We start from the raw sequence: 20,033 nt of genomic DNA, 5'->3' as shown, positions 1-20,033 counted from the left end.
ACTATAAACTCGGCCATCCCGCCACCGGTGCGCCGCCATGGACGCCAACCTGCATTCGCCGCAACGGCTTCTCATCGAGCTGCGCATCGAGCACGCCGACCTGGACGACCTCATCGACCGCCACCTCATCGCCACCCCGGCCGACGACCTCGTGCTGCGGCGCCTGAAGAAACGCCGCCTCGCGCTGCGCGACCGCATCGCGCTGCTGGAAACCGCGCTCGAACCGCCCGAACCCGCGTGAGCCAGGACCTCGCCGACCGCGTCGCCGCGGCCTTCGCGGGCGACGGTGCGCTCGCGCGCTGCGACGCCAACTTCATCCCGCGCGAGCAGCAGGACCGCCTGGCGCTGGCCGTCGCCCGCGCCGTCGAGGAGCGCGAGACGCTGGTCGCCGAAGCCGGCACCGGCGTCGGCAAGACCTTCGCGTATCTGGTGCCGCTGCTGCTGTCGGACCGGCGTGCGCTGGTCAGCACCGCGACCAAGAGCCTGCAGGACCAGCTCTTCCTGCGCGACCTGCCGCGCCTGGTGCAGGCGCTGGGCGTGCCGGTGCGCATGGCGCTGCTCAAGGGCCGTGCCAGCTACCTGTGTCGCCACCGCCTGGCGCATGCCCGCACGACGGCCGAGCTGCCCGACCGCTTCGCCGTGCGCCAGCTGGCCCGGGTCGAGACCTGGGCGCTCGCCACGCGCAGCGGCGACCTGGCCGAACTCGAGGGCCTGGACGAACGCTCGCCGGTGATCCCGATCGTCACCTCGACACGCGACAACTGCCTGGGCACCGACTGCCCCGAGCACCGCAACTGCCACGTGATGCAGGCGCGGCGCGAGGCGATGGCCGCCGACCTCGTCGTCGTCAACCACCACCTGTTCTTCGCCGACATGGCGCTGCGCGACAGCGGCGTCGCCGAGCTGCTGCCGACGGTCGACGCGGCGGTCTTCGACGAGGCTCATCAGCTCGTCGAGACCGGCGTGCAGTTCCTCGGCACGATGCTGGGCACGGCGCAGGTGCTCGACGTCGGGCGCGACCTGCTGGCCGCCGGCCTGGCGCAGGCGCGCGGGCTGATGCCCTGGCACGAGCTGCAGGCCGGGCTGGAGAAGGCCGCGCGCGAGCTGCGCCTGGCCTGTGCCGGCGCCCTGCGCGAGGTGCGCGGCGTCATCAAGCTGCGCTGGGACGAACGCGCGCGCGACGGCCGCTTGCGGGAGCCACTGGCGGCGCTGGCTGCCGCCGCGGACCAGGCCGCCGACGCGCTGGCCGGTGTCGCGGCCGTCGGCCCCGACTTCGTGCGCCTGCAGGAGCGCGTGCGCACGATCGCCGAGCTCGCCGAACGTTTCGCCCACGACGCCGCCGACGGCCGCGTGCGCTGGATCGACCTGTCGCCGCTGCAGGCCCGGCTCGTCGAGTCGCCGCTGGACATCCGCGACATGCTGACCGAGCAGCGCCAGGCGGCGCCACGCGCCTGGATCTTCACCTCGGCGACGCTGGGCGAGGACGACGGCCTGGCCTGGTTCACCTCGGCCACCGGGCTGGAGGACGCGACGACGCTGCGCGTGGGCAGCCCCTTCGACTACCCGAACCACGCGCGGGCCTGGATCCCGACACGGTTCCCGAAGCCCAACGAAGCCGCGCATCCGGCCGCGGTGGGCTCGCTGGCGGCGCGGCTGGCCGCGGCGCTGGGCGGCCGCACCTTCGTGCTGACGACGACGCTGCGCGTGCTGCCGCAGATCGCCGAGGCACTGCGCACCGAAGCCGAGTGGCAGGGCCAGGCCCTGGAGATCCTGGTGCAGGGCACGCAGCCGCGGCGCGCGCTGCTGCAGCGTTTCGGCGACGGCCGCGGCGCGGTGCTCGTCGGCTCGCAGAGTTTCTGGGAAGGCATCGACATGCCGGGCGACGCGCTGCAGTGCGTGCTGATCGACAAGCTGCCGTTCCCGCCGCCGAACGACCCGCTGGTCGAGGCCCGCGTGCGCCAGCTGCGCGCCGAGGGCCGCGACCCGTTCGACGCCTACTTCGTCGCCGAGGCCGCGGTGTCGCTGAAGCAGGGCGCCGGGCGGCTGATCCGCACCGAGACCGACCGCGGCCTGCTCGTCGTCTGCGACCCGCGCATGCGCCAGATGGGCTACGGCGCGCGGCTGCGGGAGGCGCTGCCGCCGATGAGCTGGATCAGCAGCGAGGACGAGGCGCTGGACTGGCTGCACGAACTCGCCGCCGAGCACTGAAGAACGAAGGCCGCCCGAAGGCGGCCTGTCCGGTCAGCGTGCGGCCGTCCGGTGTCTCACCACAGCTTCCACCAGGCGCGTCTTTGCGGCTCGCCGGTCGCCGCGGCGAGGAAGCGGCTGTCAGGGTAGTTCTGCTGCAGCACGCGCAGCGCGTCGTCGCGCAGCTGGGCGAGCTCGAGCCGGTCGTAGCTCTGCACCATCAGGAACAGGCCTTCCTCTGCCGCCGGCGACCGCTGGAACTCGGTCACCGCCTGCTGCGCGCGGTTGGCTGCCGCGACGTAGGCGCCGCGCCTGAAGTAATAGCGCGCGACGTGGACCTCGTAGGCCGCCAGCGAGTTGACGATGTAGTCCATGCGCTGCCGTGAATCGGGCGCGTACTTCGACTGCGGGAACTGGTCGACGAGCTGCTTGAAGGACTGGTAGGCGTCGCGGGCGGCGCGTTGATCGCGTTCGGACAGGTCCTGCTGCGCGATGCGGCCGAACAGGCCCATGTCCTCGTTGAAGTTGATCAGCCCGCGCAGGTACATCGCGTAGTCCAGTGCGGGGTTCGACGGATGGAGCTTGATGAAACGCTCGATCGTCGTCAGCGCCTGCGCCCGCTCGCCCGACTTCCAGTAGAGGTAGGCCAGATCGAGCTGGGACTGCTGCGCGAGCACCGTGCCGGCGGCCAGGCCCTCGACGCGCGACAGCGACTTGATGGCCTGGTCGTTGTTGCCGGCCTCCATGCTGTCCTTGGCGTCCGCATACAATTTTTCGGCCGCCACGTCGGCGCGCTCGTCCTTCGGCGACGAGCCGCAGCCGGCCAGGAGCGCGGTCACCATCACGGCCGTCGAGACGGCTACGGGCGCGAGGCGCCACCTCTGGGAGAAGGTCATCGGAAAGCGTGCCGGAAGCGTGCCAAAAGCGGCCGATTATAGGGAGGCGACCTCGTCGCCCGTGCACGATGTCCAGGCGGCCCCGGTGGACGGCGCCGAGGACGACGGCGGCACCGACGAGGCGGTCGAGACGCGCAGCGACGTCGTCGACACCGCGCGCCATGGCGAACGCCTGGACCGCGTGCTGGTGTCGATCGCCGGCGAGTTCTCGCGCAGCCACCTGCAGCACCTGATCGAGCTCGGCCACGTGCGCCTGGACGGCCAGCCCGCGGCCACCGCGTCGCGGCGGGTCAAGGCCGGCCAGCGTGTCGAGCTCGAGCTGGTGCCCACCGACGAGAGCCGCGCCTTCCGCCCGCAGCCGATGGCGCTGGCCATCCTCTACGAGGACGAGCACCTGCTGGTGCTGGACAAGCCCGCGGGGCTGGTCGTGCACCCGGCGCCGGGCAACTGGTCGGGCACGCTGCTCAACGGCCTGCTGGCGCACCACGAGGCGGCCGCGACGCTGCCGCGCGCCGGCATCGTGCACCGTCTGGACAAGGACACCTCGGGCGTGATGATGGTCGGCAAGAGCCTGCCGGCGGTGACGGCGCTGGTGCGCGACATCGCCGCACGCGACGTGCACCGGCGCTACCTCGCGCTGGCGCACGGTGCGGTGGCCTCGCAGCGCATCGACGCGCCGATCGGCCGCGACCCGGTGTCGCGCGTGCGCATGGCCGTCGTCGCCTCGGGCAAGCCGGCGCGCACCGACGTCGAGTGCCTGGCGCAGCACGAGGGCGTGAGCGCGCTGCGCTGCACGCTGCACACCGGGCGCACGCACCAGATCCGCGTGCACCTGGCCTCGCGCGGCCATGCGCTGGTGGCCGACGCGGTCTACGGCGGCCGTCCGGCGCTGGGCATGGCGCGCCAGGCGCTGCACGCGGTGAGGCTGGAACTCGAGCATCCGGTCACGCGCGCGCCCTTGTCCTTCGGCTGTCCGCCGCCTGACGATTTCTCGACCGCATGGCGGGCCATTGCTGGGGTTACAATCCCGCTCGATTGACAATGTCCGGGCGCTGCTGGCCGCTGCCGCGCGATCCCGACCTACGGCGACTCCTCGCCCCGGCCCACGCGCCGGCCCGACCCAACGACGACCCCGCCTGCCGCCCGCAGGCTCCCTGAGTTCAGGCGAATGAACACATCGGAGGCCAAGCGCGTCCTCGAGACGGCGCTCATCTGCGCGGACCGGCCCCTGCCGCTGCGCGAGATGCGCGTGCTCTTCGACGACCAGGTCGGCGCCGACACGCTGCGCACGCTGCTCGACGAGCTGGCGTCCGACTGGAACGGGCGTGGTGTCGAGCTCGTCGCGCTGGCCTCGGGCTGGCGTTTCCAGAGCCGGCCGGAGATGCGCGACTACCTCGACCGGCTGAACCCCGAGAAGCCGCCGAAGTACTCGCGTGCGGCGCTGGAGACGCTGGCCATCGTCGCCTACCGCCAGCCGGTGACGCGCGGCGACATCGAGGACATCCGCGGCGTCACCGTCAGCAGCCAGATCGTCAAGCAGCTCGAAGACCGCGGCTGGGTCGAAGTGATCGGCTACCGCGAGGCCCCCGGGCGTCCGGCGCTGTACGCGACGACGCGCCAGTTCCTCGACGACCTGGGCCTGAAGAGCCTGGATCAGCTGCCGCCGCTGGACGGCGGCGAGGCGCCGACGGCGATGCTCGAGGCGCTGGAAGACCAGCCCTCGCTGCTCGGCGACGGCCAGGCCCGGCTGCCGCTGGACGAAGCCGATGCCGTGGCGGCCGCCGCCACCGAGACACCGGGCGCCGACGCGCCTGCCCCCATCACCGGACAGCCCCAGGGCGTGTCCGGCCCCGACACCCAATCCTGAACGACGAGATCGCATGAGCTCGAACGACGCCGAATCCACGCCGGACCCGATCGCCGCCGCGCCTGCCGCTGAAGAGGCCGCGCCGAAGAAGCGGCGCGCGCCGCGCAAGAAGGCCGAGGCGCCCGCCGCCGAGGCGACGCCAGCGGCCGAAGCCGCGCAGCCCGAGGCGCCCGACGCGCCTGCGGCCGAACCCGCGGCGCAGGCGGCCGCCGAGCCCAAGCCGCGCCGCCGCCGCACGACGAAGAAGGACGCCGCGGCCGAGACGCCGGCCGTCGAGCCTGCGGCTGTCGATTCGCTGCCGGCCGCCGCCGCCGAGCGTGCGCCCGAACCGGCGCCGACGCCGGTCGTCGCCGAGGCCTCCGTCGAGGCCCAGGCCGCGCCCGAAGCCACCGCCGAGCCCGCGGGCGAGGGCGCCGATGCCGCACCCGCCGAAGCCGGCGCCGAAGCTGATGCACCGCGCCGCGGCCGCAACCGCCGCCGTGGCCGCCGAGGCGGCGAACGCGGCGAGCGTGCCCCGCACGACGCCGCCGCCCCGGCCGCCGAAGGCGAAGACGCCCCCGGCGACGACGAGGCCGCCGAGGCCGCGCCGGCGCCGCAGCTGCCGCCGGCCGACGTCGGCGAGGTCTTCGCCAGCGTGCTGTCGGGCATCTGGGACGCCGAAGCCGGCGAAGAGGCGCCGCCGCTGCCGGCCAAGCGCGTGCTCGCGCCCGAGCCCGACGCGCCCAAGCTGCACAAGGTGCTGGCGCAGGCCGGCATCGGTTCGCGCCGCGACATGGAGCAGATGATCCTGGAAGGGCGCATCACCGTGAACGGCGAGCCGGCGCACATCGGCCAGCGCATCGCCGCGGGCGACCGCATCGCCGTCGGCGGCAAGCCGGTGCGCTACCGCATCGCGCCGCCGCCGACGCGCGTCATCGCCTACCACAAGCCGGCCGGCGAGGTCGTCACCCACGACGACCCGCAGCAGCGGCCGACGGTGTTCCGTCGTCTGCCCCGGCTGCACCAGGGCAAGTGGCAGTCGGTCGGCCGCCTGGACATCAACACCGAAGGCCTGCTGCTGTTCACCAACTCCGGCGAGCTGGCCAATCAGCTGATGCACCCGCGCTTCGGCATCGAGCGCGAGTACGCCGTGCGTTCGCTCGGCGGCCTGGACGACGCCGCGCGCCAGAAGCTGCTCGAAGGTGTCGAGATCGACGGCCAGCGCTGCGCGTTCAAGAGCATCGAGAACGGCGGTGGCGAAGGCGCCAACCAGTGGTACCGCTGCGTCATCACCGAAGGCCGCAACCGCGAGGTGCGCAAGCTCTTCGACGCCGTCGGCCACGCGGTGAGCCGGCTGATCCGCATCCGCTACGGCTCGGTCGTGCTGCCCAAGGGGCTCAAGCGCGGCGTCTGGGTCGACCTGAGCGAGCAGGACGTGCGCACGCTGCGCCGCATGACCGGCGTCGGCGAGCGCCCCGAAGGCGAGGCGCGCGACGCCGGCGGTGACCGCCGGGGCAAACGCGGCAAGCGTGGCCGCGGCGGCAACGCGCCCGAAGGCGCGCCGCGCGGTCCCAAGCCCCAGCGCCGAGAAGGCGGCGAGGGCCCGGCGATCCCGAACCCGCTGCAGCAGACCTTCGACAAACGTGCGATCCAGCAGGAGCGCCAGCGCCGGCGCGAGATTCCCGAGGACGGCCCGATCCCGAACCCGCTTCAGCAGACCTACGACAAGCGCGGCCTGCAGCGTGACCGTCCGGTGCGCGACCTGGGCGAGGACGGCCCGATCCCCAACCCGTTGCAGCAGACCTACGACAAACGCTTCGTTCAGAAGCCCAAGCCGCTGGCCGGTGGCCGTGGCGCGCGGGGCCCGAAGAAGGGCGCCGCCGGCGGCCAGCCCGACCCGATGCAGACCTCGGTGGGCTACATCGGCGGCGACGCGTTCCTGCGCAAGTCCAGCGGCGGCGGCGGCCGTGGTGGCCCGCGCGGCGGCCGCGGTGGTGGCGGCGGCGGCGGCGGCGGTCGCCGTGGCGGGCGCTGAACGCGCCTTCGGTCAAAGCCGCGCCACCGTCGCGCGGTAGAATCAAAAGCTTTGCCAAGTCCTTGATTGAAGGAGATATTTCAAGATGGCCATCGAACGCACCCTCTCGATCATCAAGCCTGACGCCGTCGCCAAGAACGTCATCGGCCAGATCTACGCCCGTTTTGAAGGCGCCGGCCTGAAGATCGCCGCCGCGCGCATGGCGCACCTGTCGCGTGCCGAGGCCGAGGCCTTCTACGCCGTGCACAAGGCGCGTCCGTTCTTCAACGACCTCGTCAGCTTCATGATCTCGGGCCCGGTGATGATCCAGGTGCTCGAAGGTGAAGGCGCGATCGCCAAGAACCGCGAGCTGATGGGCGCCACCGACCCGAAGAAGGCCGACAAGGGCACGATCCGCGCCGACTTCGCCGACAGCATCGACGCCAACGCCGTGCACGGCTCCGACGCCCCGGAAACGGCGGCCGTCGAGGTCGCGTTCTTCTTCCCGGCGATGGCCGTCTACAGCCGCTGAGCCGGTATGGCCGTCAATCTTCTCGACTTCGACCTCGAGGGGCTGGCGGCCTTCTGCGACAGCCTGGGCGAGAAGCGCTTCCGCGCCGTCCAGCTGTTCCGCTGGATCCACCAGAAAGGCGAGTCGGACTTCGACAAGATGTCCGACCTCGCCAAGTCGCTGCGCGGCAAGCTGGCCGGCGCGGCGGTCGTCGAGTCGCTGCCGGTCATCAGCGAGCACGTCTCGGCCGACGGCACGACGAAGTGGCTGTTCGACGTCGGCGGCGGCAACGCCGTCGAGACCGTCTACATCCCCGAGGACGACCGCGGCACGCTGTGCGTGTCCTCGCAGGCCGGCTGCGCGGTCGGCTGCCGCTTCTGCTCGACCGGGCACCAGGGCTTCAGCCGCAACCTCTCCACCGGCGAGATCATCGCCCAGCTGCGCTACGCCGAGCACCGCCTGCGCGGGCCCGGCGGTGAGCGGGTCATCGACAACGTCGTGATGATGGGCATGGGCGAGCCGCTGCAGAACTACACGGCCGTCGTGCCGGCGCTGCGCGTGATGCTCGACGACCATGGCTACGGCCTGTCGCGCCGCCGCGTGACGGTCTCGACCTCGGGCATGGTGGCGATGATCGACCGCCTGCGCGAGGACTGCCCGGTGGCGCTGGCCGTCTCGCTGCACGCGCCCGACGACGCGCTGCGCGACATGCTCGTGCCGATCAACCGCAAGGACGGCATCGAGGCGCTGCTCGACGCCTGCCTGCGCTACGTCGAAGCCGCGCCGCGCGACTTCATCACCTTCGAGTACTGCATGCTCGACGGCGTCAACGACGCCCCCGAACAGGCGCAGGCGCTCATCCACCTTGTCCGCCGCCGTCGCGTGCCGTGCAAGTTCAACCTGATTCCCTTCAACCCCTTCCCCGAGTCGGGGCTGAAGCGCTCGCCGCGCGAACGCGTGACGGCATTCGCCAAGGTGCTCCAGGACGCGGGCATCGTGACGACGATCCGCAAGGTGCGCGGCGACGACATCGACGCCGCCTGCGGCCAGCTGGCCGGCGAGGTGCAGGACCGCACCCGGGCGCGCGAACGCCTGCTGGAACGCCGGCGCACGATCCCCATCGCCGCGGCGGAGACCCCGCGGTGATGCGGCGCCTGCTCGCCCTGCTGGTCGCGACCGGCTGCGCGGCTGCGCTGCTGTCGGGCTGCGTCACCGAGCCGCCGGCCGGCGGCTCGCGCGACACGCGCCCGAGCAACGACCCCGGCGACGCCGAGCGCCGAGCCAAGGTGCGGCTGGAGCTTGCCTCCGCGTACTTCACGCGTGGCCAGACCTCCACCGCGCTCGACGAGGTCAAGCTGGCGCTGGCCGCGCGGCCCGACATGCCCGAGGCGCTGGGCCTGCGCGGCCTGATCTACGCCGCGCTGGGCGAGAACCGGCCCGCCGAGGAGAGTTTCCAGCGCGCGCTGTCGCTGGCGCCGCGCGACGGCGACATGCGCCACAACTACGGCTGGTTCCTCTGCCAGCAGCGCCGCTACGCCGACGCCGACCGCGAGTTCGACACCGCGCTGGCGCAGCCGCAGTACCGCAACGGTGCCCGCACGCTGCTCGCCAAGGGTGTCTGCGACGCGCGCGAAGGGCGCTGGGCCGATGCCGAAGCCGCCTTGTACCGCAGCTTCCAGCTCGACCCGGCCAACCCGGCGACGTCCTACAACCTCGCCGATGCGCTGTATCACCGCGGATCCCACGAGCGGGCTCGCTTCTACATCCAGCGCGTCAACTCGGTGAGCGAGCAGTCCAGCGCGGCCACGCTGTGGCTGGCCGCACGCATCGAGCGCCGCCTGGGCAACCCGGCGGGCGCCCACGAGTTCGGCCGCCAGCTGCGCGACCGCTTCCCCCAATCGCCCGAGGCTGCCCTGTTCGAGCAAGGCCGGTTCGATGAATGATTCCGTGACGCCCCCGCCCGCGGGCACGACGGCTGGCGCGCTGCTGCGCGCCGCGCGCGAGAAGCAGGGCCTGCACATCGCGGCGCTGGCGGCCTCGATCAAGGTGCCGGTGGCCAAACTCGAGGCGCTGGAGGCCGACCGCTACGACCAGTTGCTCGACGCGGCCTTCATCCGCGCGCTGGCGCAGGCGGTCTGCCGCGCGCTGCGCACCGACCCGCAGCCGGTCCTGGCGCTGCTGCCGCAGACCGACGGCTCCGCGCTGGACCACGTCGTCGGCAACCTGAACACCCCGTTTCGCGAACGCTCCGGCCCCGAACTGCCGAACGTGAACCTGGGTGCCGTCAAGCCGATGGCCTGGGCCGGCGGCGCGCTGCTGGTGGCGGCCGCTGTCGTCTACTTCCTGCCCAGCGGGGCTCTGCAGCCTGCCGAGCCGGCCGCGACGGAGTCGCTGGCCACGTCGGAGTCGCTGGCCGCGTCGCAGCCGGTGAGCGTGCCCGCCCCGCCGCCGTCGGAGGCGACGCTGGCCGATGTGCTGCCGTCGCCGGCATCGGCTGCCCAGCCGGCCGCCCCGGTCGCGTCCGCCGTGGTCGTGCCGCCCGTGCTGCTCGCGGCCGCGGCCGCGTCGACATCGGTGCGTGCGGCGATGGACGCCGTGCGCGAGCAGCGGGCGGCCGAACCGGCGGCGTCGGTGCCGGTCGCGGCCAGCCTGGTGCAACTGCGCGCCGAGCAGGCCTCGTGGATCGAGGCCTACGACGGCCAGGGGCAGGTCCTGTTTTCGCGCCTGTTGAATGCCGGCGAGACTGCCGGCTTCGAGGGCCGGCTGCCGATCCGGCTGAAAATCGGCAACGCACCCGGGACGCACCTGTCCTTTCGCGGCAAGCCGGTCGACCTGGCGCCGCTGACGCGCAACGCCGTCGCCCGTGTCGAGCTGCAGTGAGCGCAGCCGCCATAGCAGTGAGGTTTCGATGAACGCTCCGCAAACGCCCGCCACCATCCCGTCCGCCGCACCGCTGGCGCGCCGCTCGCGCCAGGCCCGTGCCGTCTGGGGGAACCGGGTCGTCACGATCGGCGGCGACGCACCGGTGCGCCTGCAGTCGATGACCAACACCGACACGACCGACGTGATCGGCACCGCCATCCAGGTCAAGGAGCTGGCGCTGGCCGGCTCCGAACTGGTGCGCATCACCGTCAACACGCCCGAAGCCGCCGAGGCCGTGCCGCACATCCGCGAGCAGCTCGACCGCATGGGCATCGACGTGCCGCTGGTCGGCGACTTCCACTACAACGGCCACCGCCTGCTCACCGAGTACCCGGCGATGGCCCAGGCGCTGTCCAAGTACCGCATCAACCCGGGCAACGTCGGCAAGGGCGACAAGCGCGACCGCCAGTTCGCGATGATGGTCGAGGCCGCCTGCCGCTGGGACAAGGTGGTGCGCATCGGCGTCAACTGGGGCAGCCTGGACCAGGAACTGCTCGCGGCGATGATGGACGAGAACGCCCGCCGCGCCCAGCCGCTGGACGGCAAGCAGGTGATGTACGAGGCCCTGGTGCAGTCGGCGCTGAGCTCGGCCACGGCCGCGCGCGAGCTCGGCCTGAACCCCGACCAGATCGTCATCAGCTGCAAGGTCAGCGGCGTGCAGGACCTGATCTCGGTCTACCGCGGCCTGGCGCTGCGCTGCGACTACGCGCTGCACCTGGGCCTGACCGAAGCCGGCATGGCGACCAAGGGCACGGTCGCGTCCAGCGTCGCGCTCGGCATCCTGCTGCAGGAAGGCATCGGCGACACGATCCGCGTCAGCCTGACGCCGCAGCCGGGCGAGGCGCGCACGCAAGAGGTCGTCGTCGCCGGCGAGATCCTGCAGTCGCTGGGCCTGCGCACCTTCAACCCCAGCGTCACCGCCTGCCCGGGCTGCGGCCGCACGACGAGCACCACCTTCCAGGAGCTGGCCAAGCAGATCGACGACTTCCTGCGCGCGCAGATGCCGGTGTGGAAGAGCCGCTACCCCGGCGTCGAGAACCTGAAGGTCGCGGTGATGGGCTGCATCGTCAACGGCCCCGGCGAGAGCAAGCACGCCGACATCGGCATCAGCCTGCCGGGCAACGGCGAGGCTCCGGCCGCGCCGGTCTTCATCGACGGCGAGAAGGCGCTGACGCTGCGCGGCGAGGGCATCGCCCAGGAGTTCCACAAGATCGTCGAGGACTACATCGAGCGCCGCTTCGGCGCCGCCGCGACCGCGGCCTGATCCTCGTTCCCGGGCGGGCCGCCGGCCCGCCGCACCAACCTGTTCCCCATGGCCGAGAAGATCGTTGCCGTCAAAGGCATGAACGACATCCTGCCGCCCGAGTCGGCGCGCTGGGAGTGGTTCGAAGACACCGTGCGTGCGCTGATGCGCCGCTACGCCTACCAGAACGTGCGCACGCCGATCGTCGAGCACACGCCGCTGTTCGTGCGCGGGCTGGGCGAGGTGACCGACATCGTCGAGAAGGAGATGTACTCCTTCGTCGACAGCATGAACGGCGACCCGCTGTCGCTGCGCCCCGAGGGCACGGCCGGCGTGGTGCGCGCGGTCGTCGAGCACTCGGCGCTGTACGACGGTGGCAAGCGGCTGTTCTACATCGGCCCGATGTTCCGCCACGAGCGCCCGCAGCGCGGCCGCTACCGCCAGTTCCACCAGGTGGGCGTCGAGGCGCTGGGCTTCGGCGGCCCGGACGTCGACGCCGAGGTCATCCTGATGTGCCGCGCGCTGTGGAAGGACCTGGGCCTGGGCGAGGTGCGGCTGGACATCAACAGCCTGGGCCAGCCCGAGGAGCGCAAGGCGCACCGCGCGGCGCTGATCGCCCACTTCGAGCAGCACGCCGAGCTGCTCGACGAGGACGCGCGCCGCCGCCTGCACAGCAACCCGCTGCGAATCCTGGACACCAAGAACCCGGCGATGCAGGCGATGGTCGAGGCCGCGCCGCAGCTCATCGACTACCTCGGCGAAGCCTCGCTGAAGCATTTCGATGCGCTGAAGGCCATGCTTGACGCCGCGGGCCAGCCCTACCGCGTCAACCCGCGCCTGGTGCGCGGCATGGACTACTACAACCTGACCGTGTTCGAGTGGGTGACCGACAAGCTCGGCGCCCAGGGCACGATCTGCGGCGGCGGGCGCTACGACGGTCTCGTCGAGCTGGTCGGCGGCAAGCCGGCGCCCGGCATCGGCTGGGGCATGGGCATCGAGCGTGTGCTCGACCTGGTGCAGCAGCTGGGCGTCGCGCCGCCGGCGCCGGTGCCCGACGCCTACGCCATCGTGCCCGACGGCAGCGCGCTGCCGCAGGCGGTGCGTGTCGTCGAGGCGCTGCGTGCGGCCGGCGTCGCGGTGCAGCTGCACGTCGGCGGCGGCAGCATGAAGTCGCAGTTCAAGAAGGCCGACGCCAGCGGCGCGCGCCACGCGCTGATCTTCGGCGGCGACGAGCTCGCGCGCGGCGAAGTCGCCGTCAAGCCGCTGCGCGAGAGCGCCGCGGCGCAGACGACGCGCCCGATCACCGACCCCGCCGCCTGGGCAGCCGAGCTGCTCCCCGCATAATCGACCGTTTTTCGTCCGCTTCACCGACATGGCCACACAACTCGACCTGCAGGAGCAGGAACAGATCGACGCCCTCAAGGCGTTCTGGAAGCGGTACGGCAACCTCCTCACCTGGTTGCTGATCGCCGCGCTCGCCGCCTATGCCGGCTGGAACGGCTGGAACTACTGGCAGCGCGACCAGGCCTTGAAGGCCAGCGCGATGTACGACGAGCTCGACCGCGCGGCCGCGGCCGGTGACGCCGACAAGAGCGGGCGCATCTTCGCCGACCTGAAGGACCGCTACGCCGGCACCGCCTACGCTGAGCAGGGCGGCCTGGCGGCCGCGAAGGTGCAGTTCGAGAAGGGCCAGGTCGACGCCGCCAAGGCGACGCTGGCCTGGGTGGCCGACAACGCCGCCGAGGACGAGTACCGCACGATCGCGCGCCTGCGCCTGGCGGCCGTGCTGTCGGCCGCCAAGCAGTTCGACCAGGCGCTGGCGCAGCTCGACGGCGCCAAGGCCGCCGGCTTCGAGGCCCTGGTGGCCGACCGCCGCGGCGACGTGCTCGCCGCCGCCGGGCGAAACGACGAGGCGCGTGCCGCCTACGAGGCCGCCTACAAGGCCATGGCCGATACGGTGGACTACAAGCGCCTGATCGAGGCCAAGCTCACCGCGATGGGTGCGACGCCGGCGCCGGCTGCGCCCGCCGCCTCCGGAGCCGCGTCGTGAAGCGCCGCGTCCTCTTCGCGCTCGCCGTCGCCGCCGTTGTGGCCGGCTGCGGTTCGAGCAAGCCCAAGCCGATGGCGCTGGAGAACGTCAAGCCGACGATCGCCGGCCGCGAGGTCTGGCGTGCGCGCCTGGACAGCGTCGAGTTCCCGCTTGCCGTCGTCGTGCGGGACGACAAGTTCCGCGTCGCCGGCAGCGACGGCACCATCCTCGTGCTCGACGGGCAGAGCGGCAAGGAGGTCTCGCGCGCCCGGGTCGCCGGCAAGATCTCGGCCGGGCTGGGCAGCGACGGCCGCTTCGATGCGGTCGTGACCACCGGCAACGAGCTCGTCGTCGTCGAGGGCGACCGCGAGCTCTGGCGCAAGCGCCTGTCGTCGCGCGTGGTCACCGCGCCGCTGGTCGCCGGCGAGCGGGTCTTCGTGACGGGCGTGGACCGTGCCGTGCAGGCCTTCGACGTGCTCGATGGTCGCCTGCTGTGGCGCCTGCAGCGGCCCAGCGACGCGCTGACGCTGTCGCAGCCCGGGGTCGTCGCCGCGTTCAAGGACACGCTGCTCGTCGGCCAGGGCCCGCGGCTCACCGGCGTCGACTCGCTGCGCGGCACCGTGCAATGGGAAGTCGCGATGGCCTCGCCGCGCGGCACGAACGAGGTCGAGCGTCTGGCCGACCTGCTGGGGCCGGCGCTGCGCCTGGGCGACAAGTTCTGCGCACGCTCGTTCCAGTCGGCCGTGGCCTGCGTCGACGCCTCCAAGGGCACGCTGCTGTGGTCGCGCAACGTCGGTGGCGTGCAGCCGGTCGGCGGCAACGACACGGCGATCTTCGGCGCCGACGGCACCGGCCGCGTCAGCGCCTGGCGTGCCGACAGCGGCGAGGTGCTCTGGACCAACGAGCGCCTGCTCTACCGCGGCCTGAGTGCCCCGCTGGCGCTGGGCCCGAGCGTGGTCTTCGGCGACTACGAGGGCTACGTGCACTTCCTGTCCGCCGCCACCGGCGAGACCCAGTTGCGCCTGCCGACCGACGGCTCTGCGATCGTCGCCGCACCGGTGCTTTCCGGCACGACGATGCTGGTCGTCACCCGCAAGGGCGGCCTGTACGCCTTCCGTCCGAACTGAGGCCGCGAGTGAAACCCGTCATCGCGCTCGTCGGGCGCCCGAACGTCGGCAAGTCGACGCTGTTCAACCGGATCACGAAGAGCCGCGACGCCATCGTCGCCGACTTCGCCGGCCTGACGCGTGACCGCCACTACGGCGACGCCCGCCTGGGCGGGCGCGAGTTCATCGTCGTCGACACCGGCGGTTTCGAGCCCGAGAAACCCACCGGCGTCGTCGCCGAGATGGCCAAGCAGACCAAGCAGGCGGTCGCCGAGGCCGACGTCGTCGTCTTCGTCACCGACCTGCGCGCCGGGCTCTCGGCGCAGGACCACGACATCGCGCGTTTCCTGCGCACGCAGCAGAAGAAGGTCATCCTCGCGGTCAACAAGGCCGAGGGCATGGCCGAGTCGCCGCTGCTGGCCGAGTTCCACGAGCTCGGCATCGGCGAGCCGCACCCGCTGTCGGCCTCACACGGCCAGGGCGTGCGCAGCCTGCTCGAGACGGCGCTCGAGGACTTCGGCTTCGGCGACGAGGACGAGGAGGGCGCCGAGCCCGATGCCGACGCGCCGATCCGCCTGGCCGTCGCCGGCCGGCCCAACGTCGGCAAGTCCACGCTGATCAACGCCTGGCTCGGCGAGGAGCGCCTCGTCGCCTTCGACCAGCCCGGCACGACGCGCGACGCGATCAAGGTCTCGCTGGAGCGTGAAGGCCGCCGCTTCGAGCTCATCGACACCGCCGGCCTGCGCCGCAAGGGCAAGGTCTTCGAGGCGATCGAGAAGTTCTCGGTCGTGAAGACCCTGCAGGCCATCGCCGACGCCAACGTCGTCGTGCTGATGGTCGACGCGACCGTCGGCGTCAGCGAGCAGGACGCACATATCGCCGGTTACGTGCTGGAGTCCGGCCGTGCCGTCGTGCTGGCGCTCAACAAGTGGGACGCCACCGACGATTACCAGCGCCAGCAGCTGCAGCGCTCGATCGAGAGCCGGCTCGCGTTCCTGAAGTTCGCGCCGCTGCTGCAGATCTCGGCGAAGAAGCGCACCGGCCTGACGGCGCTGTGGAAGGCCATCCTGCATGCCCACGCCTCGGCGACGGTGAAGATGCCGACGCCGGTGCTCACGCGGCTGCTGATCGACGCCGTCCAGCACCAGGCGCCGCGGCGCGACGGTGCCTTCCGGCCCAAGATGCGCTACGCCCACCAGGGCGGCATGAACCCGCCGCTGGTCGTGATCCACGGCAACTCGCTGGACCACATCACCGACGCCTACAAGCGTTATCTCGAAGGCCGTTTCCGCGAGCACTTCAAGCTCGTCGGCACGCCGATGCGGATCGAGTTCCGTTCGTCGAAGAATCCCTTCGACGAACGCAGCCCCTGAGCCAATCCGCTTTTCAAGTCGGGTTCGCCCCCGTGTGATAACGTGGGGCACTCTCGACATTCAACACGGAGCATATCGTGAGCAACAAAGGCCAACTTTTGCAGGACCCCTTCCTGAACCTGCTGCGCAAGGAGCACGTGCCGGTCTCGATCTACCTGGTCAACGGCATCAAGCTCCAGGGCCACATCGAATCCTTCGACCAGTACGTCGTTCTGCTGCGCAACACCGTCACCCAGATGGTCTACAAGCACGCGATCTCCACCGTCGTGCCGAGCCGGGCGGTGAACTTCCATCCGAACGAGGCTTCCGAGCAGGCCTGACCGCGCTCGATCCCGTCAACGAGACCGCCACCACCCGAGCCTTGAGTTCCGCTTCATCGCAGACGCTGTCGCAAGAGGGCGGCCCGACGCGCGCCGTGCTCGTCGGCGTCGAACTCGGGGGCGACAGCCATTTCGATCCGACGCTCGACGAACTGGCGTTGCTGGCCGAGTCGGCCGGCGACCTGGCCGTCGCGCGCGTGACCGCGCGTCGCAAGGCGCCGGACGCGGCGCTGTTCGTCGGCTCGGGCAAAGCCGACGAGATCCGCGCGATGGTGGGCGCGACCCAGGCCCATGGCGTCATCTTCGACCAGGCGCTGTCGCCGGCGCAGCAGCGCAACCTGGAACGCCACCTCGGCGTTCCGGTCGCCGACCGCACCTCGCTGATCCTCGACATCTTCGCCGCCCGGGCCCAGAGCCACGAGGGCAAGCTGCAGGTCGAGTTGGCGCGGCTGCAGTACATGGCGACGCGACTGGTGCGGCGCTGGTCGCACCTGGAGCGCCAGCGCGGCGGCATCGGCACGCGCGGTGGCCCGGGCGAGGCGCAGATCGAACTCGACCGGCGCATGATCGGCGAGCGCATCAAGTCGGTGAAGGCGCGGCTGGAGAAGGTCAAGCTGCAGCGTGGCACGCAGCGCCGGGCGCGCGAGCGGCGGGGCACCTTCCGCGTCTCGCTGGTGGGCTATACCAATGCCGGCAAGTCGACGCTGTTCAATGCGCTGGTCAAGGCCAAGACCTACGCCGCCGACCAGCTCTTCGCGACGCTGGACACGACGACGCGTTCGCTCTGGCTGGGCGAGGCGGGCACTTCGGTGTCGCTGTCGGACACCGTCGGTTTCATCCGCGACCTGCCGCACAAGCTGGTCGAGGCTTTCGAGGCCACGCTGCGCGAGGCGGCCGATGCCGACCTTCTGCTGCACGTCGTCGACGCCGCAAGCCCGGCGCTGCTCGAGCAGCAGGCCGAGGTCGAGCGCGTGCTCGAGGAGATCGGCGCCAGCGGCGTGCCGCAGATCCTGGTCTTCAACAAGTGCGACCTGCTCGAGGAGTCGCGACTGCCGCGTTCTCCCCGTGACGAGGTCGAGGTCCATCCTGGCGTCCGTCGCGCGCGCGTGTTCGTCAGCGCACGCGAAGGCCTGGGGCTGGATGTCCTGCGCCAGGTCATCGCCGATGCCGCGCGCTCCGCGCACGAGGCGCAACTGATCACCACTGAATGAAGCACACACCCCCCTTCAAGGTCTCGCGACTGCGCGCCGCGCTGGCAGGCTGGGTCTTCAACAACCGCAACGACGGCCCGCCCGACCTCGACGAGCTCTGGCGCGACTTCAACCGCAAGCTCAGCGGCCTGTTCGGCGGCAAGGGCGGCGGTGGCGGCGGCAACCGCAACGACGGCGGTGGCGGCGGCTCGGGCGGCCCGTCGTTCCAGCCCGACATGAAGAGCGCGGGCATCGGCGTCGGCCTCATCGGCGCGGTCGTCGTGCTGGTCTGGCTGGGCAGCGGCTTCTTCATCGTCCAGGAAGGCCAGCAGGCGGTCGTCACGACCTTCGGCAAGTACAACCACACGGCCGATGCCGGCTTCCAGTGGCGCTTCCCGTACCCGATCCAGGCGCACGAGACGGTGTCGGTGACGCAGCTGCGTTCGGTCGACGTCGGCCGCAACACCGTGGTCCAGGCCACCGGGCTGCGCGATTCGTCGATGCTGACGCAGGACGAGAACATCATCGACATCCGCTTCACCGTGCAGTACCGGCTGAGCGACGCGCGCCAGTACCTGTTCGAGAACCGCAACCCCGACGAGGCCGTGGTCCAGGCCTCCGAGTCGGCGGTGCGCGAGATCGTCGGCCGCAGCAGCGTCGACTCGGTGCTCTACGAGCAGCGCGATGCGCTGGCCGCGGACCTCGTCAAGTCGGTGCAGGCGCAGCTCGAGCGCCTGGGCGCGGGCATCGTCATCGCCAACGTCAACGTCCAGAACGTGCAGGTGCCCGACGCCGTGCAGGCGGCGTTCAACGACGCCGTCAAGGCCGGCGCCGACCGCGACCGCTTCAAGAACGAAGGCCAGGCCTACGCCAGCGACGTGATCCCGAAGGCCCGCGGCAATGCCTCGCGCCTGATCGAGGAGGCCGAGGGCTACCGTGCCCGCGTCATCGCGCAGGCCGAGGGTGACGCGCAGCGTTTCCGCTCGGTGCTCACGGAGTACCAGAAGGCACCCGCGGTCACGCGGGACCGCATGTACATCGATGCGATGCAGCAGATCTACTCGAACGTCTCCAAGGTGATGGTCGACTCGCGCAGCGGCTCCAACCTGCTGTATCTGCCGCTGGACAAGCTGATCCAGCAGAGTGCGGCGCCGGCGCCGCAGGCGCCGGTGGCCGTGCCGACGCCGTCCTCGTCGCCGGACACGCTGTCCGGTGGCGGGGATATCCGTTCCCGCGACAACGCGCGCGCTCGCGACCGCGAAGGCCGCTGACCCAGGAGCACGCGAGACATGAACCGCATTGGAGTTATCGTTGCCGGCGCGCTGGTCGCGCTGATGATCGCCGCCTCGACCCTGTTCGTCGTCGACCAGCGCCAGGTGGCGGTGGTCTACGCGCTCGGCGAGATCAAGGAAGTCGTCACCGAGCCCGGGCTGAAGTTCAAGATGCCGCCGCCGTTCCAGAACGTCGTGTTCCTGGACAAGCGCATCCAGACGCTGGACAGCCCGGAGACTCGGCCGATCTTCACCGCCGAGAAGAAGAGCCTGGTCATCGACTGGCTGGTCAAGTGGCGCATCACCGAGCCGCGCCAGTTCATCCGCAACAACGGCACCGACATCCGCAACCTCGAGTCGCGCCTGGCGCCGGTGGTGCAGGCCGCGTTCAACGAGGAGATCACCAAGCGCACCGTGCGCGGCGTGCTCGCCACCGAGCGCGACCTGGTGATGAACGACGTCAGGAGCCGCCTCGCCGACGAGGCCAAGGGCTTCGGCATCGAGATCGTCGACGTGCGCATCAAGCGCGTGGACTTCGTCGCCGACATCACCGACTCGGTCTATCGCCGCATGGAGTCCGAACGCAAGCAGGTCGCCAACGAGCTGCGCTCGCAGGGCGCGGCCGAGGGCGAGAAGATCCGCGCCGACGCCGACCGCCAGCGCGAGATCATCCTCGCCGAGGCGTACCGCGATGCACAGAAGACCAAGGGCGAGGGCGATGCGAAGGCGTCGGCGCTTTATGCCGACGCGTTCGGGCGCGATCCCCAGTTCGCCCAGTTCTACCGCAGCCTGGAGGCCTACCGCGCGTCGTTCCGATCCAAGAACGACGTGATGGTGCTGGATCCGAACTCGGAGTTCTTCCGCGCGATGCGCGGTGGCGGCGCCGCGGCGCCGGCCGCCAAGGGTCGCTGACCGCGGCGGCTCGCGCGCGGTGGCAGACCTGCTGCTCGGCGCCCTGGCGCTGGTGCTGATCTTCGAAGGGCTGCTGCCCTTCGCCAGCCCGGCGACCTGGCGCCGCATGTTCGAGCAGATGACCCGGCTCGAGGACGGCCAGATCCGTTTCCTCGGCCTGGGCTGCATCAGCGTCGGCCTGGTGCTGCTGGCGCTCTGGCACTGAGCTGCCCC

General features: G+C 71.4%; 20 protein-coding genes. 19 read left to right on the top strand and 1 reads right to left on the bottom strand.

Going from position 1 to position 20,033, the window contains the following annotated elements:
* Positions 1-37: 37 nt before the first annotated feature.
* Positions 38-241, top strand: coding sequence for a YdcH family protein (locus tag EV684_RS04705; protein WP_132645049.1), 204 nt, complete (start codon positions 38-40; stop codon positions 239-241).
* On the top strand, positions 238-2,208 hold the full coding sequence (locus EV684_RS04700) for an ATP-dependent DNA helicase (protein WP_132645048.1): 1,971 nt from the start codon (positions 238-240) through the stop codon (positions 2,206-2,208). Before EV684_RS04705 ends, EV684_RS04700 begins: the two co-directional genes overlap by 4 nt.
* 56 nt (positions 2,209-2,264) lie before the next feature.
* Here EV684_RS04700 and EV684_RS04695 read toward each other — a convergent pair whose 3' ends face one another.
* A complete protein-coding gene (locus tag EV684_RS04695; RefSeq protein ID WP_165908398.1) occupies positions 2,265-3,083 on the bottom strand; it encodes an outer membrane protein assembly factor BamD in 819 nt (272 codons plus the stop codon).
* An 85-nt stretch (positions 3,084-3,168) separates the two neighbouring features.
* Between EV684_RS04695 and EV684_RS04690 the strand changes: the two genes are divergently transcribed.
* The 17 genes from EV684_RS04690 (at position 3,169) to EV684_RS04610 (ending at position 20,025) form a co-directional block, all read left to right on the top strand.
* Positions 3,169-4,122, top strand: coding sequence for an RluA family pseudouridine synthase (locus EV684_RS04690; protein ID WP_132645212.1), 954 nt, complete (start codon positions 3,169-3,171; stop codon positions 4,120-4,122).
* Between the two features lie 129 nt (positions 4,123-4,251).
* Positions 4,252-4,950 (top strand): SMC-Scp complex subunit ScpB, encoded by a 699-nt coding sequence (scpB, locus tag EV684_RS04685; RefSeq protein ID WP_132645046.1) that lies wholly within the window; start codon positions 4,252-4,254, stop codon positions 4,948-4,950.
* Positions 4,951-4,963: 13 nt separating this feature from the next.
* Positions 4,964-6,964, top strand: a complete 2,001-nt coding sequence (locus EV684_RS04680; protein WP_132645045.1) for a pseudouridine synthase — start codon at positions 4,964-4,966, stop codon at positions 6,962-6,964.
* Positions 6,965-7,049: 85 nt separating this feature from the next.
* On the top strand, positions 7,050-7,475 hold the full coding sequence (ndk, locus tag EV684_RS04675; protein WP_132645044.1) for a nucleoside-diphosphate kinase: 426 nt from the start codon (positions 7,050-7,052) through the stop codon (positions 7,473-7,475).
* Between the two features lie 6 nt (positions 7,476-7,481).
* Positions 7,482-8,600, top strand: coding sequence for a 23S rRNA (adenine(2503)-C(2))-methyltransferase RlmN (rlmN, locus tag EV684_RS04670; protein WP_132645043.1), 1,119 nt, complete (start codon positions 7,482-7,484; stop codon positions 8,598-8,600).
* Positions 8,600-9,397 (top strand): type IV pilus biogenesis/stability protein PilW, encoded by a 798-nt coding sequence (pilW, locus tag EV684_RS04665; protein ID WP_132645042.1) that lies wholly within the window; start codon positions 8,600-8,602, stop codon positions 9,395-9,397. The genes rlmN and pilW overlap by 1 nt, the downstream gene beginning before the upstream one ends.
* A gap of 4 nt (positions 9,398-9,401) precedes the next feature.
* On the top strand, positions 9,402-10,334 hold the full coding sequence (locus EV684_RS04660) for a helix-turn-helix domain-containing protein (RefSeq protein WP_243651041.1): 933 nt from the start codon (positions 9,402-9,404) through the stop codon (positions 10,332-10,334).
* Between the two features lie 28 nt (positions 10,335-10,362).
* The gene (gene ispG, locus EV684_RS04655) at positions 10,363-11,640 is read left to right on the top strand and encodes a flavodoxin-dependent (E)-4-hydroxy-3-methylbut-2-enyl-diphosphate synthase (protein ID WP_132645040.1); all 1,278 of its coding nucleotides are present in this window, start codon (positions 10,363-10,365) and stop codon (positions 11,638-11,640) included.
* 48 nt (positions 11,641-11,688) lie between these two features.
* Positions 11,689-12,963: a histidine--tRNA ligase gene (hisS, locus tag EV684_RS04650; protein WP_132645039.1), complete on the top strand. Its 1,275-nt coding sequence runs from the start codon at positions 11,689-11,691 to the stop codon at positions 12,961-12,963.
* 28 nt (positions 12,964-12,991) lie between these two features.
* The gene (locus EV684_RS04645) at positions 12,992-13,669 is read left to right on the top strand and encodes a YfgM family protein (RefSeq protein ID WP_132645038.1); all 678 of its coding nucleotides are present in this window, start codon (positions 12,992-12,994) and stop codon (positions 13,667-13,669) included.
* Positions 13,666-14,775 carry an outer membrane protein assembly factor BamB gene (gene bamB / locus EV684_RS04640; RefSeq protein WP_132645037.1) on the top strand — a complete coding sequence of 370 codons (1,110 nt, stop codon included), beginning with the start codon at positions 13,666-13,668 and terminating at the stop codon, positions 14,773-14,775. The genes EV684_RS04645 and bamB overlap by 4 nt, the downstream gene beginning before the upstream one ends.
* Before the next feature lie 8 nt (positions 14,776-14,783).
* Positions 14,784-16,127: a ribosome biogenesis GTPase Der gene (der, locus tag EV684_RS04635; protein WP_132645036.1), complete on the top strand. Its 1,344-nt coding sequence runs from the start codon at positions 14,784-14,786 to the stop codon at positions 16,125-16,127.
* 77 nt (positions 16,128-16,204) lie between these two features.
* Positions 16,205-16,447: an RNA chaperone Hfq gene (hfq, locus tag EV684_RS04630; RefSeq protein ID WP_014428952.1), complete on the top strand. Its 243-nt coding sequence runs from the start codon at positions 16,205-16,207 to the stop codon at positions 16,445-16,447.
* A 41-nt stretch (positions 16,448-16,488) separates the two neighbouring features.
* Positions 16,489-17,658, top strand: a complete 1,170-nt coding sequence (gene hflX, locus EV684_RS04625; RefSeq protein ID WP_132645035.1) for a GTPase HflX — start codon at positions 16,489-16,491, stop codon at positions 17,656-17,658.
* The gene (gene hflK, locus EV684_RS04620) at positions 17,655-18,908 is read left to right on the top strand and encodes an FtsH protease activity modulator HflK (RefSeq protein ID WP_132645034.1); all 1,254 of its coding nucleotides are present in this window, start codon (positions 17,655-17,657) and stop codon (positions 18,906-18,908) included. The genes hflX and hflK overlap by 4 nt, the downstream gene beginning before the upstream one ends.
* Before the next feature lie 18 nt (positions 18,909-18,926).
* Positions 18,927-19,820 carry a protease modulator HflC gene (gene hflC / locus EV684_RS04615; RefSeq protein ID WP_132645033.1) on the top strand — a complete coding sequence of 298 codons (894 nt, stop codon included), beginning with the start codon at positions 18,927-18,929 and terminating at the stop codon, positions 19,818-19,820.
* A gap of 19 nt (positions 19,821-19,839) precedes the next feature.
* Positions 19,840-20,025: a DUF2065 domain-containing protein gene (locus EV684_RS04610; RefSeq protein ID WP_132645032.1), complete on the top strand. Its 186-nt coding sequence runs from the start codon at positions 19,840-19,842 to the stop codon at positions 20,023-20,025.
* Positions 20,026-20,033 lie beyond the last annotated feature (8 nt).

Origin of the sequence: Rubrivivax gelatinosus (assembly GCF_004340905.1) — a bacterium.
Taxonomy (GTDB): Bacteria; Pseudomonadota; Gammaproteobacteria; order Burkholderiales; family Burkholderiaceae_C; genus Rubrivivax; species Rubrivivax gelatinosus.
Note: the sequence above shows the minus strand (reverse complement) of the source record. Positions and strands in the feature narration are given on the sequence as shown.